The sequence below is a fragment of the Mucilaginibacter sp. GW822-FHT03E02 genome, assembly GCF_058801545.1.
Genome location: NZ_JBXANJ010000001.1, coordinates 2,015,840 through 2,031,154, shown reverse-complemented (window position 1 = coordinate 2,031,154; position 15,315 = coordinate 2,015,840). Strand labels below are relative to the sequence as shown.

The 15,315-nt window shown below is 42.5% G+C and carries 16 protein-coding genes; 5 read left to right on the top strand and 11 right to left on the bottom strand.

Going from position 1 to position 15,315, the window contains the following annotated elements; all coding sequences use genetic code 11:
* Nucleotides 1-17 precede the first annotated feature (17 nt).
* Both AC1RM2_RS08610 and AC1RM2_RS08605 read left to right on the top strand, forming a co-directional pair.
* Nucleotides 18-791: a hypothetical protein gene (locus AC1RM2_RS08610; protein ID WP_492984604.1), complete on the top strand. Its 774-nt coding sequence runs from the start codon at nucleotides 18-20 to the stop codon at nucleotides 789-791.
* A 46-nt stretch (nucleotides 792-837) separates the two neighbouring features.
* Complete coding sequence (locus AC1RM2_RS08605) at nucleotides 838-1,011, top strand: type II toxin-antitoxin system VapB family antitoxin (RefSeq protein WP_492984603.1); 174 nt, start codon at nucleotides 838-840, stop codon at nucleotides 1,009-1,011.
* A gap of 10 nt (nucleotides 1,012-1,021) precedes the next feature.
* On the opposite strand, the gene AC1RM2_RS08600 is transcribed toward AC1RM2_RS08605, so the two are convergent.
* From AC1RM2_RS08600 to hemC, 8 genes are all read right to left on the bottom strand, one after another.
* Complete coding sequence (locus AC1RM2_RS08600; protein WP_492984601.1) at nucleotides 1,022-1,555, bottom strand: CopD family protein; 534 nt, start codon at nucleotides 1,553-1,555, stop codon at nucleotides 1,022-1,024.
* 81 nt (nucleotides 1,556-1,636) lie between these two features.
* Complete coding sequence (gene hemE / locus AC1RM2_RS08595; protein WP_492984600.1) at nucleotides 1,637-2,662, bottom strand: uroporphyrinogen decarboxylase; 1,026 nt, start codon at nucleotides 2,660-2,662, stop codon at nucleotides 1,637-1,639.
* Between the two features lie 108 nt (nucleotides 2,663-2,770).
* On the bottom strand, nucleotides 2,771-3,295 hold the full coding sequence (locus AC1RM2_RS08590; RefSeq protein WP_492984599.1) for a tetratricopeptide repeat protein: 525 nt from the start codon (nucleotides 3,293-3,295) through the stop codon (nucleotides 2,771-2,773).
* Nucleotides 3,296-3,298: 3 nt separating this feature from the next.
* On the bottom strand, nucleotides 3,299-4,006 hold the full coding sequence (locus tag AC1RM2_RS08585; protein ID WP_477449516.1) for a response regulator transcription factor: 708 nt from the start codon (nucleotides 4,004-4,006) through the stop codon (nucleotides 3,299-3,301).
* Between the two features lie 180 nt (nucleotides 4,007-4,186).
* Complete coding sequence (locus AC1RM2_RS08580) at nucleotides 4,187-5,056, bottom strand: sensor histidine kinase (RefSeq protein WP_147052978.1); 870 nt, start codon at nucleotides 5,054-5,056, stop codon at nucleotides 4,187-4,189.
* 107 nt (nucleotides 5,057-5,163) lie between these two features.
* The gene (hemL, locus tag AC1RM2_RS08575; RefSeq protein WP_492984597.1) at nucleotides 5,164-6,534 is read right to left on the bottom strand and encodes a glutamate-1-semialdehyde 2,1-aminomutase; all 1,371 of its coding nucleotides are present in this window, start codon (nucleotides 6,532-6,534) and stop codon (nucleotides 5,164-5,166) included.
* 153 nt (nucleotides 6,535-6,687) lie between these two features.
* Nucleotides 6,688-7,659: a porphobilinogen synthase gene (hemB, locus tag AC1RM2_RS08570; protein WP_492984596.1), complete on the bottom strand. Its 972-nt coding sequence runs from the start codon at nucleotides 7,657-7,659 to the stop codon at nucleotides 6,688-6,690.
* Nucleotides 7,660-7,993: 334 nt separating this feature from the next.
* Complete coding sequence (gene hemC / locus AC1RM2_RS08565) at nucleotides 7,994-9,589, bottom strand: hydroxymethylbilane synthase (RefSeq protein WP_492988239.1); 1,596 nt, start codon at nucleotides 9,587-9,589, stop codon at nucleotides 7,994-7,996.
* Between the two features lie 292 nt (nucleotides 9,590-9,881).
* Between hemC and AC1RM2_RS08560 the strand changes: the two genes are divergently transcribed.
* Nucleotides 9,882-10,880 carry an NAD(P)H-quinone oxidoreductase gene (locus AC1RM2_RS08560; protein WP_492984594.1) on the top strand — a complete coding sequence of 333 codons (999 nt, stop codon included), beginning with the start codon at nucleotides 9,882-9,884 and terminating at the stop codon, nucleotides 10,878-10,880.
* Here the strand turns inward: AC1RM2_RS08560 and AC1RM2_RS08555 are convergent.
* Nucleotides 10,865-12,211 carry a G-D-S-L family lipolytic protein gene (locus tag AC1RM2_RS08555; RefSeq protein WP_492984593.1) on the bottom strand — a complete coding sequence of 449 codons (1,347 nt, stop codon included), beginning with the start codon at nucleotides 12,209-12,211 and terminating at the stop codon, nucleotides 10,865-10,867. The two genes, AC1RM2_RS08560 and AC1RM2_RS08555, sit on opposite strands and share 16 nt — an antisense overlap.
* 275 nt (nucleotides 12,212-12,486) lie before the next feature.
* On the opposite strand from AC1RM2_RS08555, the gene atpD reads away from it, so the two are divergent.
* Nucleotides 12,487-13,992, top strand: a complete 1,506-nt coding sequence (atpD, locus tag AC1RM2_RS08550; RefSeq protein WP_492984591.1) for a F0F1 ATP synthase subunit beta — start codon at nucleotides 12,487-12,489, stop codon at nucleotides 13,990-13,992.
* A gap of 140 nt (nucleotides 13,993-14,132) precedes the next feature.
* Nucleotides 14,133-14,387 carry an ATP synthase F1 subunit epsilon gene (gene atpC / locus AC1RM2_RS08545; RefSeq protein WP_492984590.1) on the top strand — a complete coding sequence of 85 codons (255 nt, stop codon included), beginning with the start codon at nucleotides 14,133-14,135 and terminating at the stop codon, nucleotides 14,385-14,387.
* Nucleotides 14,388-14,463: 76 nt separating this feature from the next.
* On the opposite strand, the gene AC1RM2_RS08540 is transcribed toward atpC, so the two are convergent.
* Both AC1RM2_RS08540 and AC1RM2_RS08535 read right to left on the bottom strand, forming a co-directional pair.
* The gene (locus AC1RM2_RS08540; protein ID WP_492984589.1) at nucleotides 14,464-14,874 is read right to left on the bottom strand and encodes a Fic family protein; all 411 of its coding nucleotides are present in this window, start codon (nucleotides 14,872-14,874) and stop codon (nucleotides 14,464-14,466) included.
* Nucleotides 14,865-15,257, bottom strand: a complete 393-nt coding sequence (locus tag AC1RM2_RS08535; RefSeq protein ID WP_492984588.1) for a hypothetical protein — start codon at nucleotides 15,255-15,257, stop codon at nucleotides 14,865-14,867. Before AC1RM2_RS08535 ends, AC1RM2_RS08540 begins: the two co-directional genes overlap by 10 nt.
* Between the last annotated feature and the right edge of the window lie 58 nt (nucleotides 15,258-15,315).

Genomic DNA, 15,315 nt, shown 5'->3' with positions numbered 1-15,315 from the left:
ACGTATAACCGTATCACATGCAATATTCAACCTTTTTTAAAAAGCAATCAGCAGCTCTTATCGATATTTACCAGGAGCGTTTCACAAAAACTATTTGGCAGGCTGTTTTATTGACAGGCATTAGCTTTATAATAACGGCGGTAATTTCAAATTATACCCAGTATAATCAAAGTGCAAAAAACATCCCCGTAAGTGTATTGAGTTTTTTCAGTCTCCGTTTTAGTTTCAATGAAACTTATAGCATAGTTGATAATGCCAAGTCCATTTTTATTTTTTTCGTGTCCATTTTTTCAATTAGCCAAGTTGGTAAGGTAACGTTTAAGAATATAGCCTGCTTAGCAGCGATATTGTTTATATGTTGTTTGTTAGACCTGTCATTTTTCCAGTTGAAAGGACAACTGCACCACGGCATAGACAACCGGTATTTGGAAAGATGGAGCAGTGCGGTCATTTATATGTTAAGGCTTTACATGCCTTTAGTGTTATTTGCTTTAACCATCCAAATTTGTACATCGGGGGCAAAGTTTAAGGCCAGGAATATTGTTTTCCTGTTTATCACATTATATTTTTTTAACGAGATGACTTTTTTAGCGATAGCGTTAGTGAGAACTTGTGTTTTTGAACTGTTACTATACCTGTTTAATTCAAAAACATCACATTTTATTGCAGAAAGTATTTTAGGTGCCGGACTGATGGCATTGTTTGTTATAGGCTATCATTGTGCTATGGTTGGTCCTTTTGTTTTAGGAGAAGAAACCGGAGAGGATGCTGAAGCAACCAATGAAGCATAAATACGATACATTAGCACTCAAATAGTCACCCTGTTGTTGATTAAATATGAAAGTTAAAGTAGATACAGAGTTGCTGAAAAAAGCGCGAAAAGTTACCGGGATAAAATCTGATAAGGTAATGGTTGAAAATGCTTTACAATTGTTTATCACCCTCGAAAACCAAAAAGAATTATTGAATTTGTGGGGCAAGGTCAAATTCAATAACGATTCACATGAATAGAAGTTCTTAATTATTTCTTCTCCCTGAACCGCTTATAAATTTTCACCGCAATCATTAATATCACTCCCAGCGATACTATTCCCACAACCCCAAATATCCAGCTTAATCCATCTTTTTTTACTGCAAGAAATACTATTGCGAAAAGTAAAATGGTGGCCAACTCATTCCACAGGCGTAATTGGGTTGATGTCCATTTAAAAATACCTTTACGCATCTGCTTCATTTTGTGCTGGCAGATGTAGTGATAAATTATAAGCCCGATAACAAAACCAAGCTTTATGGGTAGCCACGCCATCAGCATAAAACCGGGCTTTATATAAACCATGGTTATCCCCGCAGCCAGCACAATAAACATGGAGGGCACAGCAATAATATACCATAGCTTCTTCTCCATAACCTCGAACTGGGCCGATAGGATACTGCGGTCTGGCTCGGGCTTGGCTTGTGCCTCGGTATGATAAATAAACAGGCGCACCATATAAAAAAGCCCCGCCATCCAGCAGACTACAAAAATGATGTGTATGGCGAGAACGTATTCGTACATGAAGCCCCCTAACCCCCTGAAGGGGGGATTTTTTGATTAGCATTTTTTTATTACCCCGACTATAGTTCCCCCTTTAGGGGGTTAGGGGGCGTATTCCTTTATAATCTCTACCGCGTATTTCACATTATCAAACGGGATATCGGGCATAATGCCGTGGCCCAGGTTGAAAATGAAACCTGGCTCGTCCTTCATCCGGTCGAACAGGCGGTATATACGGTCTTTAATTACTTTTTTATCAGCATAAAGTATATGCGGATCAAGGTTACCCTGTACGGCTACACCGGCAGGTAAACGTTTTTTGATATCCAGCAAATCAACATTCCAGTCTATCGATACCACATCCGGCTTAGCCTCGGCCATTAACGGTGCAAAAACCGAACTGCCTTTACAGAACGATATCACCGGGATATCCTTACGGTTAAGCTTGCTGATGATCTGTTGGATGTAGTAGTGGCTAAACTCTTTATAATCATCCCAAGCCAAAGCTTGTGCCCAGCTATCGAAGATCTGTACCGCGTTTACGCCGGCTTCAATCTGGAGGTTCAAGTAGTTGGCTGTAACAGTCGCTATTTTTGATAACAGCTGATGGGCCATTGCCGGCTCATTGTGCAGCATCAGTTTGGTGAGCTTAAAATCTTTCGACGATCCGCCTTCAACCAGGTAGCTCATCACAGTAAATGGCGCTCCTGCAAAACCAATCAGCGGAATGCTGCCATTCAAACGCTGCCGAATCACCTTAATGGCATCGGCAACATACTGCAATTTATCACCTACATCGGTTTGCAGGTTATCAATATCTTTTTGGGTACGTACCGGATTGGCAAACTTAGGGCCTGTGCCTGCATTGAAACTCAAATCGCCGCCCATGGCTTCGCCGGTAACCAGTATGTCCGAAAACAGGATGGCACCATCAATGCCTAATAAATTAACCGGCAGCATGGTAACATCGGCAGCAAGCTCCGGTGTTTTGCACATTTCCAAAAAGGAATACTTGTTTTTAATGTCCCAATATTCTTTCATGAAACGGCCGGCCTGGCGCATCATCCACACTGGTGGCCGTTCTGTTTTTTCGGAAAAAGCTGCTTTTATTAATAACGAATCTCTCATATTTTATAGGAGAGTCAAGAACCAAGAATCAAGAGTTAAGACTTTTTGAATTAGTTGACTGCCATGTGCAAGGTTCCTGTCTTGATTCTTGATTCTTTACTCTTGACTCTATTTTTTTGTTTTAATCTCCTTGTGAAGTTTGTTTATAACATCCTTCATTTTGGCGGTAATTTTATCGGCATGCTGCTCGGCCAATTGCAGGTAGGCTTTGGCCTTGTCATAATCATTATGCCTTATACTGATATTGGCCACCGTAACCAACGCGGCTACATGGTCGTTTACAGATCGCAGCGGGTATTGGGCTGCAATCTCATAATGTTTTTCGGCTGCTTTAAAGTCCTGCTTTTGCACACAAATGCCGCCGTAAATAAATTCATAATAACCGCGGCGCTTTTTGCTGAGCCATTCGGGTTTACTGATTTCTTTTAATGAAGCCTCGGCCTTATCAAATTCTTTATGGTGGAAATATTTCGCCGCAACAACCAGGGTGCCCTGTTTAAAGTAATCCCATATTAGCAACAAAATCATCAAAACAGCAACAGCCGCAAGCTCATAAATGCGCAGGTACAGCAGCAAGCCTAACGATAGCAGGAAAACAAATGCAATAAATATGCGCACCCGGTTACTGAACATTAATTAGTGCTGATTATCGGTAAATTTATAGCCTACGCCACGGATGGAGTGAAAATAAACCGGGTTTTTAGGATCTGGTTCAAAATACTTACGGAAGGTTAGGATAAAGTTATCGATAGTACGGGTTGATGGGTATACATCATAGTTCCAAACAGTTTCCAGTATCTGCTCGCGCGATACGGCATCGTTACGGCGCTCAATTAAAAGCTTCAGTAACATGGTTTCTTTTTTGGTAAGCGGAGTAATAGAACCATCTTCATTCACCAGCTCAAACGAGTTAAAGTGGATGGTTTTTTCGCCAATTTTGTAGCTGTTAAACTCTTTAAGGTCATCGCCTTTCAGGCTGCGTTTTACCAGGTTGTTTACCCTTAAAATAAGCTCTTCCAGGTTAAACGGTTTGGTTAAATAATCGTCGGCACCTTTTTTAAGACCCGAAATTTTATCCTCATTGGTGTTTTTGGCTGTCAGAAACATGATAGGTACCTCGGTATTTTCAAGGCGGATGGTTTCTGCAACCACAAAGCCGTCAATTTCGGGCATCATTACGTCCAATATCACCAGGTTAAAACGCTCTTCTTTAAATAATTGCAAAGCCTTTTTACCATTTTTAGCTGTCGAAACTTTATAACCCTCCAGCTCCAGGTTAAGTTTAATGGCTTCCAACAAATGCTCTTCGTCTTCGGCTAATAGAATTCTTTTCTTAATAAGCATATAACTTTTAATTTAATAAACACGAACGGTCACGAATTACACGAACTTTAATTAAACACTAATTCACACTAATTAATCGAATTTCACAAATTACTATTTAATTATTTGTATAAGTCGCCATTCAAACTATATAAGCAGGTTGGCGAAAATTAGTCCCATTCGTGCAATTCGTGTTATTTGTTATCCAAATACAACTTCAAAAATACTACCAGCGGGGCGGTTGTCTTTCACCTTAATACTGGCATGGTGCTTATCCAGCACCTCTTTTACTATATACAGGCCCAGGCCGGTTCCCTTGGTATTGCGGGTTTCCTCGCTGCCCACACGGTAAAAACGGTCGAAAATACGGGCTTTTTCGTTATCGGCTATGCCAATGCCCTGGTCGGCTACCTCCAGGTATACCTTATCATCTTTTGAAAATAATTTAACAACCACTGCCGAGCATGGGCTGGAATATTTTACGGCGTTCTCGATTAAATTGGTTACTACCGATGTAAGCGCAAACTTATCGCCGGTAATCTCAATTTTGGGTTCAATCTCGGCATCGATAATCATTTGGTTGCAATCGCATTTGCTGATTTGCAAACGGTTTACAATGCTATCTACCAAAACCGAAAGATTAAAACTTGCTTTAGGAAATGTGTATGATTGGTTTTCAATTTTGGAGGCCAGCAACATATTCTCTACCATATCATCCAGGCGCTCAACATCATTCAACGATTTTTCTATAAAATCAAGCACCTGTTCTCTGGTCAGGTTGCGCTTTTGGATGGTTTGCAGCAGAATTTTTATTGAAGCCAGCGGCGATTTTAGTTCGTGTGTTACCGAAAGCAAAAAGTTCTTTTTTTGCTCCTGCAGTTTACGCTCTTTATTGATGGTTTTATGCAGGCTAACCGCGCCCAGCGTAAATACCAGTATAAACATCGATCCCTCGCATAATACCATACTGATAGGCCTTGCGTGAGGTGTTACCAGCATATACCCCCACCATACCAGTTGAGCAACGGCATAGATGATGAGCGCGTAAAAAATTACAAATGTCCTTTTCATAAACAAGAGCCCCCTCTAAATCTCCCCCGGTAGGGGAGACTTTTTGTTTTTTATCTAATTTTACCCCTTTTTTAAGCCCTCCCTACCGGGGAGGGTTTGGGTGGGGCTTATTTGTTACTAAATACCAAATCTAAGCTATCAAAAATAGCGCGTTTGGTTTTTTCTAAATCAATTTTGGTATGGGCCGATGATATAAAACCAACTTCGTAACCCGATGGACCCAGGTAAATGCCCCGGTTTATCAGTTCGCGGTGGAACTTTTTGAATTTTTCCATGCTTGCTGCATCAATATCTTCGGCTTTACGAATATACTCTTTATCTGTAAAAGCAAACCAGAATATCGATCCGATACCAAACACCTTAAATTTATAGTTACGGGCTGTAGCAAAACGCTGTATGGCCTCGGTAAATTCTTCTCTCTTATTATTCAGGTCGCGGTAAAAACCCATGCGCAAAAGTTCGGTTAGCTGTGCAATGCCTGCTGCCATAGCTACCGGGTTGCCAGATAATGTACCGGCCTGGTAAACACCGCCATCGGGCGATACATTACCCATAATTTCGGCCGATGCGCCATAGCAGCCAACAGGCAAGCCACCGCCAATGATTTTACCATAGGTAATAATATCCGGCTTAATCTGGTAATAACCGGCAGCGCCTTCAAAACCAACCCGGAAACCCGAAATTACTTCGTCAAATATCAGCAGCGTGCCGTTTTGGGTACATATATCACGTAAAAATTGCAGGTATTCTTTTTCCTGTAACAGCAAGCCGTTATTGGCCGGGATAGGCTCGATGATGACGGCTGCAATCTGATCTTTAAATTCATTAAAAGCCAGGGTAAGGGCTTCCTTATCGTTCAGAGCTACCACGATGGTTTCATCAACAAATGCCTTTGGTACGCCTGCTGATGAGGTTTCGCCAAAGGTAACCAGGCCCGATCCTGCCTTTACCAATAAAGCATCGGTATGGCCGTGGTAACAACCTTCAAATTTCAGGATCTTATCGCGTTTGGTATATCCCCTTGCCAACCTGATGGCCGACATAACCGCCTCGGTACCCGAGCTTACAAAGCGCAGTTTTTCGATAAATTTATTATTCTTCAGGATTAGTTCGGCCAGCTCATTTTCCAAAGCGGTTGGTGCGCCAAAAGACATGCCGTTTTGCATCACCTCTATAACCTTCTCCCGTACTTTGGTATTGTTATGACCAAGGATGAGCGGCCCCCATGAGCAACAGTAGTCAATAAACTCGTTGCCATCGGCATCCCAAATGTGACTGCCATCGCCTTTTTGAATAAATAAGGGCGTACCATATACCGACTTAAACGCCCTTACCGGCGAGTTAACCCCACCCGGAAAGTAAGTTTTAGCCTTGGCATACAGTTCGGCACTTTTCTCCCTGCTAATATCAGGCTTACCCGTAGTATTCACCGGTTCATTAGCCTCGCCCGAAAACATCTTTTTTATTGAATCTAACATTTTTATATTTTTCCAACCGTCATTGCGAGGTACGAAGCAATCCCCGATTTGCAAATCCACCCTGTATAGTTTGGGATTGCTTCGTGCCTCGCAATGACGGCGTTTTATAGTATTTTTTACCTTTCAGCTTTCGCCTTTAATCTTTTACCTCTGTTAAAGCCATTTATTCTCCAAAACTTCCTTGGCATGATACGTCAATATTGCGGTGGCGCCTGCCCGGCGGATGCTGGTAAGCACCTCGGTTATGGCGCGCTGCTCGTTGAGCCAGCCGCGTTGTACTGCCGCTTTTATCATGGCATATTCGCCGCTTACATTGTAGGCGGCTACAGGTAGTTCGGTATTATCTTTTATTAATTTAATCACATCCAGGTAGGGCAGGGCCGGTTTTACCATTAAAAAATCAGCGCCTTCCAACTCGTCTAAATTTGCCTCTATCAATGCCTCGCGCTGGTTGGCCGGGTTCATCTGGTATGTTTTTTTATCGCCAAATTTAGGTGCCGAATTTAGGGCATCCCTGAACGGACCATAAAAAGCGCTTGCATACTTGGCCGAGTACGACATGATAGAAACGTTGGTAAAACCATTTTGGTCCAATACATTCCTGATATATCCTACACGGCCATCCATCATATCCGATGGGGCAATAATATCGGCTCCGCATTGTGCGTGTGCCAAAGCCATTTTACCTAAAACTTCCAGCGTTTCGTCATTCAATATTTCGCCGTTTTTAACAATGCCATCATGGCCATCGCTGCTATAGGGGTCCATCGCCACATCAGTAACAACGCAAACCTCCGGAAAGTTCTTTTTAACTTCACGAATAGCACGCAGGTACAGGCTTTCTTCGCGATAGCTTTCGGTAGCCATGGTATCCTTTAGCGCTTCATCAATATTGGGGAACAAATCAAAAGATTTTAAACCCAGTTTCATACAGCTTTCAATTTCGCGCAGTAAATTATCTACAGAGTACCGGTAGATACCCGGCATAGATGATACTTCGCTTTTTTGATTCTCGCCATCGATAATAAACAGGGGGAATATCAAATTGGCTGCGCTTATGTGCGTTTCCTGCACCATTTGGCGTATTACTTCACTTTTACGGTTTCTACGTGGTCGTTGTAACATGTTATAGCTGATGCTCCGGTTTCGGGAATTGCCTTGCCGGCCGGAGGAGCGCAAAGTTATATAAACCCTTACAATTATGTACGCTATAAACTCATTAAAGGTAATTTATGGCGTAAGGATGATTTTACAGAAATGTTTGTACAAGTAAAATATTTTATAGCTTTATATTGCATAACTGTCTGATAAGCAATGGAAACCCATGAATTGATCATGATGGCAGTGTTAGCAGACAGAAATATTGCTCAAACTTTGCGACGTTATGCCAGGACATCCGAGGTTAATAGTGAAGTATATTAAGCATGTGGGCCATGAATAGCATGGTCCACATACTTTTTTAACATCTGTTGGTTAAACAGGTTGTTCCAAAAACGGCTTCGGCTAAGCCTACTTCGTCGGGCGAAAACGGTAGTGTGTACCGGGTGCCCATTTCGTCGAATTTTTTGCCTGTTGATTTACCAATGGCTATTACCTGTTGGTTGGGTTCTAACAGGTTATCCTGGAAATACGCCTCAACGTTAGATGGGCTGGTGAAAACCAGTACATCCGCGCCGCTCCCTTCTACATCTTCTTCAATTACGGTTTCGTAAACCGTAAGGTCGATTATTTTGGTTTCAGCAGATAAGCCTTGTTGTATGCTGCGTAGGGAGCCTTCGGCGCCGGGGAATAATACTTTAGTGCCGTTGGCTAATGTCGCAAAATCGGCGGCAACCTCGGCGGTATCACCACTTTCACCAACATAAGCCGCAAAGTATCCGTTACGGCGCAAGGTGTCTTCAGATCCCGATCCCATTACACCAAATTTTACTTTATTGGAGAATTGCGGTTTCAGTGCAAAAAAATACTCTACCGCATTTTTACTGCTGAAAAATATCCAGTTGATATCTCTTAAAATATAAGGATCAAGTTTGTTGATAACCGGTACCGTGCGGATAAGCGAACGCGCATCTATATTAATACCGTGTTTTTCCATCGCCTTGCGGAAATAGCTTTGTTCCGAAAGATCGCGGGTTATAAATACGCTTTGGGCCAGTTTGCGATTGGTATCAAACATGGCTACAACCTTTTGGGCCAGGCCGGCTGTAGTATCCGATTTCAGGAACACCCTATCCGGGAATTCATCACCTTCATCGGCTTTTGAGGTAAATACCTGGTACATGTCATCCTCCTTGCGGCAATAGCAGCCCAGCGGCAGGTGACAGCCACCGCCAAACAGCTTTAACACGGTACGTTCAACAGCCAATTCCTCGGCTACATCCGGGTGGTGCAGTGCTTGCAGTGCTTCAAATAGTTCCTGGTCGGCTTCACGTATTTGTATGGCCAAAGCGCCCTGTGCAGGTGCAGGGATCAGCTCGGCAGGGGTTAGTTCCTCTACGTGAAATTCACTCAAATCGATGTTTAAACGGCTTACACCAGCCTTGGCCAGCATAATGGCATCATACTTTTCGTCGCGCAATTTGCCTATGCGGGTAGGTACATTGCCACGTAATTCTTCTATCTCCAGGTCGGGGCGGTAAGCCAGTAACTGAGCTTTGCGCCTGTTGGATGATGTGCCTACAATAGCCCCGTATTTAACAGATAGCTTTTGATGAACATCTACACAATCTTTCAATATCAGCAACAGTTCAGATGGGTCTTCCCGTTCTGAAACTGCTGCGATGATGAGTCCCGGAGGGTTTTCGGTCGGCAAATCTTTGTGCGAGTGTACCGCAAGGTCAATGGTGCCGGCTAATAATTCTTCTTCTAATTCTTTGGTGAAAAAACCTTTACCTTCCAGCTTATCAAAGCTGAGGTTGAGGATACGGTCGCCTTGTGTTTTAATGATTTTTAACTCGGCGGTAATGTTGATGGCGGCGAGGCTATCTTTTACAAAATTAGCCTGCCACAGCGCTAATTCGCTGCCACGTGTTCCTATTATCAGTTTTCTGTCCAAAAGAATGATTGTTTGCAGGCGCAAATTTAATTTTTTATCAGCATGAAAAGGTACAACAACCGTACGAATTTTTTCTGATTGCAACAATATGACTGTTAGGTGTGCGATTGATACTTTTTAACACCATTTATTTATTAAACATTCCTGCATTGATTAAAGTTATCTTTGAATACTGGTAAGTCATAAGTACTCAGTCGTAAGTCCTAAGTCTGAATTGTCATTTTTGACTTAAAATTTTCGACGAAGGGTTATTTTTATCTACAGTTGGCCAACAATATATCATTTTATCAAAATGAAAGCAGTTATTATAACCCGGCCCGGCGATCCGTCGGTTTTACAGGTGCAGGAAAGGCCCCAACCGGCTTATGCCGATAACGAAGTATTAATTAAGGTACTGGCTGCGGGTGTTAACAGGCCGGATGTTTTTCAGCGAAAGGGTAATTATCCGCCACCTGCCGGCGCGCCGCGGGATATCCCGGGTTTAGAAATTGCCGGCACTGTGGTGGCTATTGGTGCAACAGTAACTCACCTGATGGTTGGCGATAAAGTTTGTGCCCTGGTTGCAGGCGGCGGTTATGCCGAATATTGTAATGCCCCCGAAGAACAATGCCTGCCGATACCCGAAAATCTTTCGTTTACAGAAGCAGCCTCGCTGCCCGAAACGTTTTTTACCGTTTGGAGCAACGTGTTTGATCGTGCAGGTTTAAAGGATGGCGAAACATTATTGGTTCATGGCGGCTCAAGTGGTATTGGCGTTGCCGCTATCCAAATGGCCAAAGCCCTGGGGCATGCGGTTTATATAACAGCCGGATCGGAAGATAAATGCCGCTTTTGCGAGGCTTTAGGCGCGGCAAAGGCTATTAACTATAAAACGGAAAACTTTACAGATAGTATTAATGATATCACTAAAGGTAAAGGCGTTGATGTGATACTGGATATGATAGGCGGCGATTATACAGCGGGCAACATTAAATCGCTGGCTGTTGAAGGTCGTTTGGTGCTTATTAATACCATGAACGGCAATAATGTTCAGGTTGACCTTGCCCAGGTGATGCGAAAACGGCTCATAATTACCGGCTCGATGCTGCGCTCGCGCGAGGTGGAATTTAAAGGCGCTATCGCACATAAATTGAAAACTGTTATTTGGCCACTGTTGGTATCCGGCCAAATCAAACCCATTGTAAATGCTGTTTTCCCTATTGCCGAAGCCGCAAAAGCCCACCAACTTATGGAAAGCAGTGGGCATATTGGCAAAATTGTGCTTGATTTTGGCGATCAGTTGGGGCTGTAATCAGAAAGTTTGGCTTCTTTTAAAGCGGTGCCATACTTTGCGTTGGTAACCGCAACATAATTATTAGCCAAAACGGCATTGCCGCGCGGGCCTAAATGAAAGCCATCTAAAGAAAACAACCCTCCGGTTAAATAATTTGATGAAACAGCGATGCCTTGAACAGTAGTGCCGTTTTTAACCTCATTAAAAAAGACATAGGCATCAAATAACGCGAGTGCTTTACCCGTTGCAATGGTACGGATAGAGGTGTTATAAGCGCTAACGTAATCAGATGCGATAGTTTTTTCGTTAACATCAAGTATCCATTTATTTTCGATAGGAGCATAGGGCGATAAGCCATAATACTGCAATCCGTGCGTTGTGGAAACCTGTTTGCCTATCTGGGCAACGTTAAGGCTTAACAATAATAAGTCGGCTGTTGTTGCAGCACGAACCTCGTAACCGTCCTGGGCAACATCCGAACTTTGTTTGGCTTCGATATATAATTTATCAAAGGCGGGATTAATGGCTTTCGTTTTAATTAATACATCGGCCAGCGTCTTCGCAGTAAAAAACGGTAGGGCACTTACGTCCGGAATGGTGGTTAGTACTCCTTTTGCTCCGTTAGCTGTCAATTTATTTACCAGCAGGGTATATGTTGTATTAAATCTTGTTTTGTCTGTTAAGGCCGATGGTTTTACCCCGCCGCCTGTTGCATAATCAAAAACATCGTTGACGCCCAAATTGAGGGTGAAAAAGCCGAATGGTTTGCTGGTAACAAAATCTATATAACTGGTATTATTTGCCGGGGCACTTAATGGCAGCAACCTTTCAAAATACCTGTTGGTATTCCCGGTTTGTACATCGGTTACATTGGCCACTTTTAGTCCGGCTACGCCAAAATTGTCGTTATCGCCAGTGAACTTACTTAGCAATTGCACGTTACCTGCACCGCTGATATTGATATTGCCGCGAATAGCAGTTTTTAAGGTATCCCTTACAATCATAGGCTGGCCGTTGGCGTCGGCGCCTTTTAGTTCCATAAAGCCGGTGCCGTTCATTTGGGCAATGCTAAACAACGGCTGATTAAATGTTTTTAAACCCGCGCCCTCCAAGCTGCCTGCAAAAATATTGGGAAAGGAGTTGTAAATTCCCCAGTTATATAAGCCGTCGTTGGTGTAGCCGGCAGTTTGTGAATCGCCTATGGCGATGTAGCGGCTGTAAAAGCCAGCATTGGCAGTCGGCGTGCTTCCGCTTACCTCTGCTTTTTTTTCCGGGCCAATAGTAGTATCAAGTCTGCATGCCGAAAAAAACAGAAGCGTAGAAATGAGTAGAGCCTGTGCTAAGCGCATAATTTGTTTTGAGTAATTAATAGTATATAATTTTAATTAGGAGTTATTTCTACGGGGCAATTATTTCTTTTGTTGCGTAACACGTCGAATATTTTGGCAATTATTCGGGGAGATTTTTTTTATTTAGCTATGCCACTTAAAAATCACTTTCTAAATGTTGACTTTCTATTTTAAAATTGGGATAGAAATTTTATCTTTGCGCCTCTGAAATAGCATCTTATATTTTACAAGCAGGATACTATTAAAAAGGAAAATTCTTAAACACCAGGTTATATATGCCAAACATTGGAAAAATATCACGGATCATCGGTCCGGTAGTTGACGTAAGTTTCGCTGATGACGCTCATCTCCCTAAAATTTATGACGCGTTAGAGATCACGAAAGATAATGGCCAAAAAATCATTTTAGAAGTTCAGCAGCATTTAGGTGAAGATCGTGTACGCGCGATTGCGATGGATTCAACAGACGGATTGCTACGTGGCATGAAAGTTTTGGATTTGGAATCGGCTATCAAAATGCCGGTTGGCGAAAACATTAAAGGCCGTGTATTTAACGTAGTAGGCGATGCTATCGATGGTATACCAAATCTTGACAAAACCAATGGCCGCCCTATTCACAATACCCCTCCGCGTTTCGAAGATTTGTCTACCGAAACTGAAGTATTGTTTACAGGTATCAAAGTAATCGATTTGCTGGAGCCTTATGTAAAAGGTGGTAAAATTGGATTGTTTGGTGGTGCAGGTGTAGGTAAAACAGTATTAATTCAGGAGCTTATCAACAACATCGCGAAAGCTTATGCAGGTTTATCTGTATTTGCAGGTGTTGGCGAGCGTACACGTGAAGGTAATGACCTTTTGCGCGAGATGCTTGAAGCAGGCATTATAAAATATGGTGATGCATTTATGCATTCAATGGAAGAAGGTGGCTGGGATCTATCTAAAGTAGATACCGAAATGATGAAAGATTCAAAAGCAACCTTCGTGTTCGGTCAAATGAACGAGCCTCCTGGTGCACGTGCGCGTGTAGCTTTATCGGGCTTAACCATTGCCGAGTATTTCCGCGATGGTGATGAGGATGGCAAAGGCCGCGATATCCTTTTCTTTATCGACAACATTTTCCGCTTTACACAGGCAGGTTCTGAAGTATCGGCGTTATTAGGCCGTATGCCATCTGCGGTAGGTTACCAGCCAACACTGGCAACTGAGATGGGTACCATGCAAGAGCGTATTACTTCAACCAAACGTGGTTCAATCACATCTGTGCAGGCCGTTTACGTACCTGCGGATGACTTGACCGACCCTGCGCCGGCAACAACATTTGCCCACTTAGATGCTACAACCGTACTTTCACGTAAAATTGCAGAACTTGGTATTTACCCTGCTGTGGATCCTTTGGATTCTACATCACGTATCTTAAGCCCGGCTATTTTGGGCGATGAGCATTACAATACCGCTCAACGTGTTAAAGAAACCTTACAACGTTACAAAGAGCTCCAGGATATCATAGCCATCTTGGGTATGGACGAGTTATCTGAAGAAGATAAACTGGTTGTATCACGCGCACGTCGTGTTCAGCGTTTCCTTTCTCAGCCATTCCACGTTGCCGAGCAGTTCACCGGTTTAAAAGGTGTATTGGTTGACATTAAAGATACCATCAAAGGTTTCAACATGATCATGGATGGCGAAGTTGATGAGTACCCCGAAGGTGCATTCAACTTAGTTGGAAGCATTGAAGATGCCATTGAAAAAGGTAAAAAATTATTGGCAGAGGCTAATAATTAAGATATGAGATTTGAGATATGAGATTTGAGATTAACATTTCAAATCTCATACTCATATTAAAAGAACAAGAGGTATAGGATATCAGATCAGGAGACAAGTTGTCTCACATCTCACATCTCATATCTCACATCTAAAAAGAAATGACTTTAGAAATTCTTACTCCCGATAAAAAGATCTACGAGGGCGAAGCCACATCGGTTACCGTACCTGGTACCTTGGGATTATTTGAGATATTAAACCACCACGCGCCTATCATATCAACCTTACAGGATGGTAAGCTGGTTGTACGTGGGGGCAACGCCGGTAAAGAAGAAGTGTTTTTTATCAAAGGCGGCGTAGTTGAAGCATTAAACAATAAGGTCATTATTTTAACCGAAGGAATTCTGCATAAATAAACTATACCCTTATTTTTCAGAAAAAACGTCCGGGTATAGCACCCGGACGTTTTTTTTTGATTGAATTTTAAAGAGATCAAATTGATATGTCCAATGTCTGTGGCAGCATCAATAAAAAAGGTAACGCTTTTGAGTAGTCTAAAGTATCATACTCCAAACCCAGTAGCCCGATGTTGTTGTAATATGTTCGATGCTGATTGTAATACAATTTTTCTGATTGAAGAAACCATGCTTGTGTATCTAATTTCTGTGCTAAAAACCATTTCTCGAGTAATCGGGCTGTCCGGCCATTGCCATCTTCAAACGGATGGATCTTTACAAACACCAGGTGGATCAACGCGGCAAAAAAGAATACTTCTGTCACGCTTAACGCTGTTTTTAATAATAAAGTCGCAATATCAGCATATAATTTATTCAGATCCTGTTCAACCAGGCTCGGAGCACAGGCAACATATTCTATTTTACCATCGGGAGTAATTACAAACATATTGCCGGTTCGTAAACGGCCCGGCGCTCACGTTGCAGGATATGTTTGGTAAGCATGGTGTGTGCTTCGTTGGTAGTAGAAAGGTTTAGTACGGAACGTTGTGCAAACTGGTAAGCATCGTATAGGTCATCTATCTTTTGAGTATAATCGGGCAGGAATTTAACGCCAAGCATTTTGTACTTCATGAAGGAATCGAGTTCGATGCTTTCTCCTTCAATTTTGGATGAGAATACCGCCGATACAGACGTGTAAAAGCTAAAGGTATCTGCTGAGAGTTCACTTTCTTTTAACAACTCAAATTTTTGAGCCAAAGAGCTATCAACCTGCTGCAAATAATCGCCCAGTAAACCGGTTGGTAATATATTTAAATTAATAGCTATCACTATAATTAGTAAAAAAACGTAACAGTAGCCCTTTTAGGCTCGGCCTTTAAAATTTAGT

Coding starts and splice junctions, on each gene's coding strand:
- atpC (WP_492984590.1), top strand. CDS start 14,133: ATGACTTTAGAAATTCTTACTCCCGATAAAAAGATCTACGAGGGCGAA.
- AC1RM2_RS08600 (WP_492984601.1), bottom strand. CDS start 1,555: ATGTACGAATACGTTCTCGCCATACACATCATTTTTGTAGTCTGCTGG.
- AC1RM2_RS08540 (WP_492984589.1), bottom strand. CDS start 14,874: ATGTTTGTAATTACTCCCGATGGTAAAATAGAATATGTTGCCTGTGCT.
- hemB (WP_492984596.1), bottom strand. CDS start 7,659: ATGTTACAACGACCACGTAGAAACCGTAAAAGTGAAGTAATACGCCAA.
- hemE (WP_492984600.1), bottom strand. CDS start 2,662: ATGAGAGATTCGTTATTAATAAAAGCAGCTTTTTCCGAAAAAACAGAA.
- AC1RM2_RS08555 (WP_492984593.1), bottom strand. CDS start 12,211: ATGCGCTTAGCACAGGCTCTACTCATTTCTACGCTTCTGTTTTTTTCG.
- atpD (WP_492984591.1), top strand. CDS start 12,487: ATGCCAAACATTGGAAAAATATCACGGATCATCGGTCCGGTAGTTGAC.
- AC1RM2_RS08605 (WP_492984603.1), top strand. CDS start 838: ATGAAAGTTAAAGTAGATACAGAGTTGCTGAAAAAAGCGCGAAAAGTT.
- AC1RM2_RS08560 (WP_492984594.1), top strand. CDS start 9,882: ATGAAAGCAGTTATTATAACCCGGCCCGGCGATCCGTCGGTTTTACAG.
- hemL (WP_492984597.1), bottom strand. CDS start 6,534: ATGTTAGATTCAATAAAAAAGATGTTTTCGGGCGAGGCTAATGAACCG.
- AC1RM2_RS08610 (WP_492984604.1), top strand. CDS start 18: ATGCAATATTCAACCTTTTTTAAAAAGCAATCAGCAGCTCTTATCGAT.
- AC1RM2_RS08585 (WP_477449516.1), bottom strand. CDS start 4,006: ATGCTTATTAAGAAAAGAATTCTATTAGCCGAAGACGAAGAGCATTTG.
- AC1RM2_RS08580 (WP_147052978.1), bottom strand. CDS start 5,056: ATGAAAAGGACATTTGTAATTTTTTACGCGCTCATCATCTATGCCGTT.
- AC1RM2_RS08590 (WP_492984599.1), bottom strand. CDS start 3,295: ATGTTCAGTAACCGGGTGCGCATATTTATTGCATTTGTTTTCCTGCTA.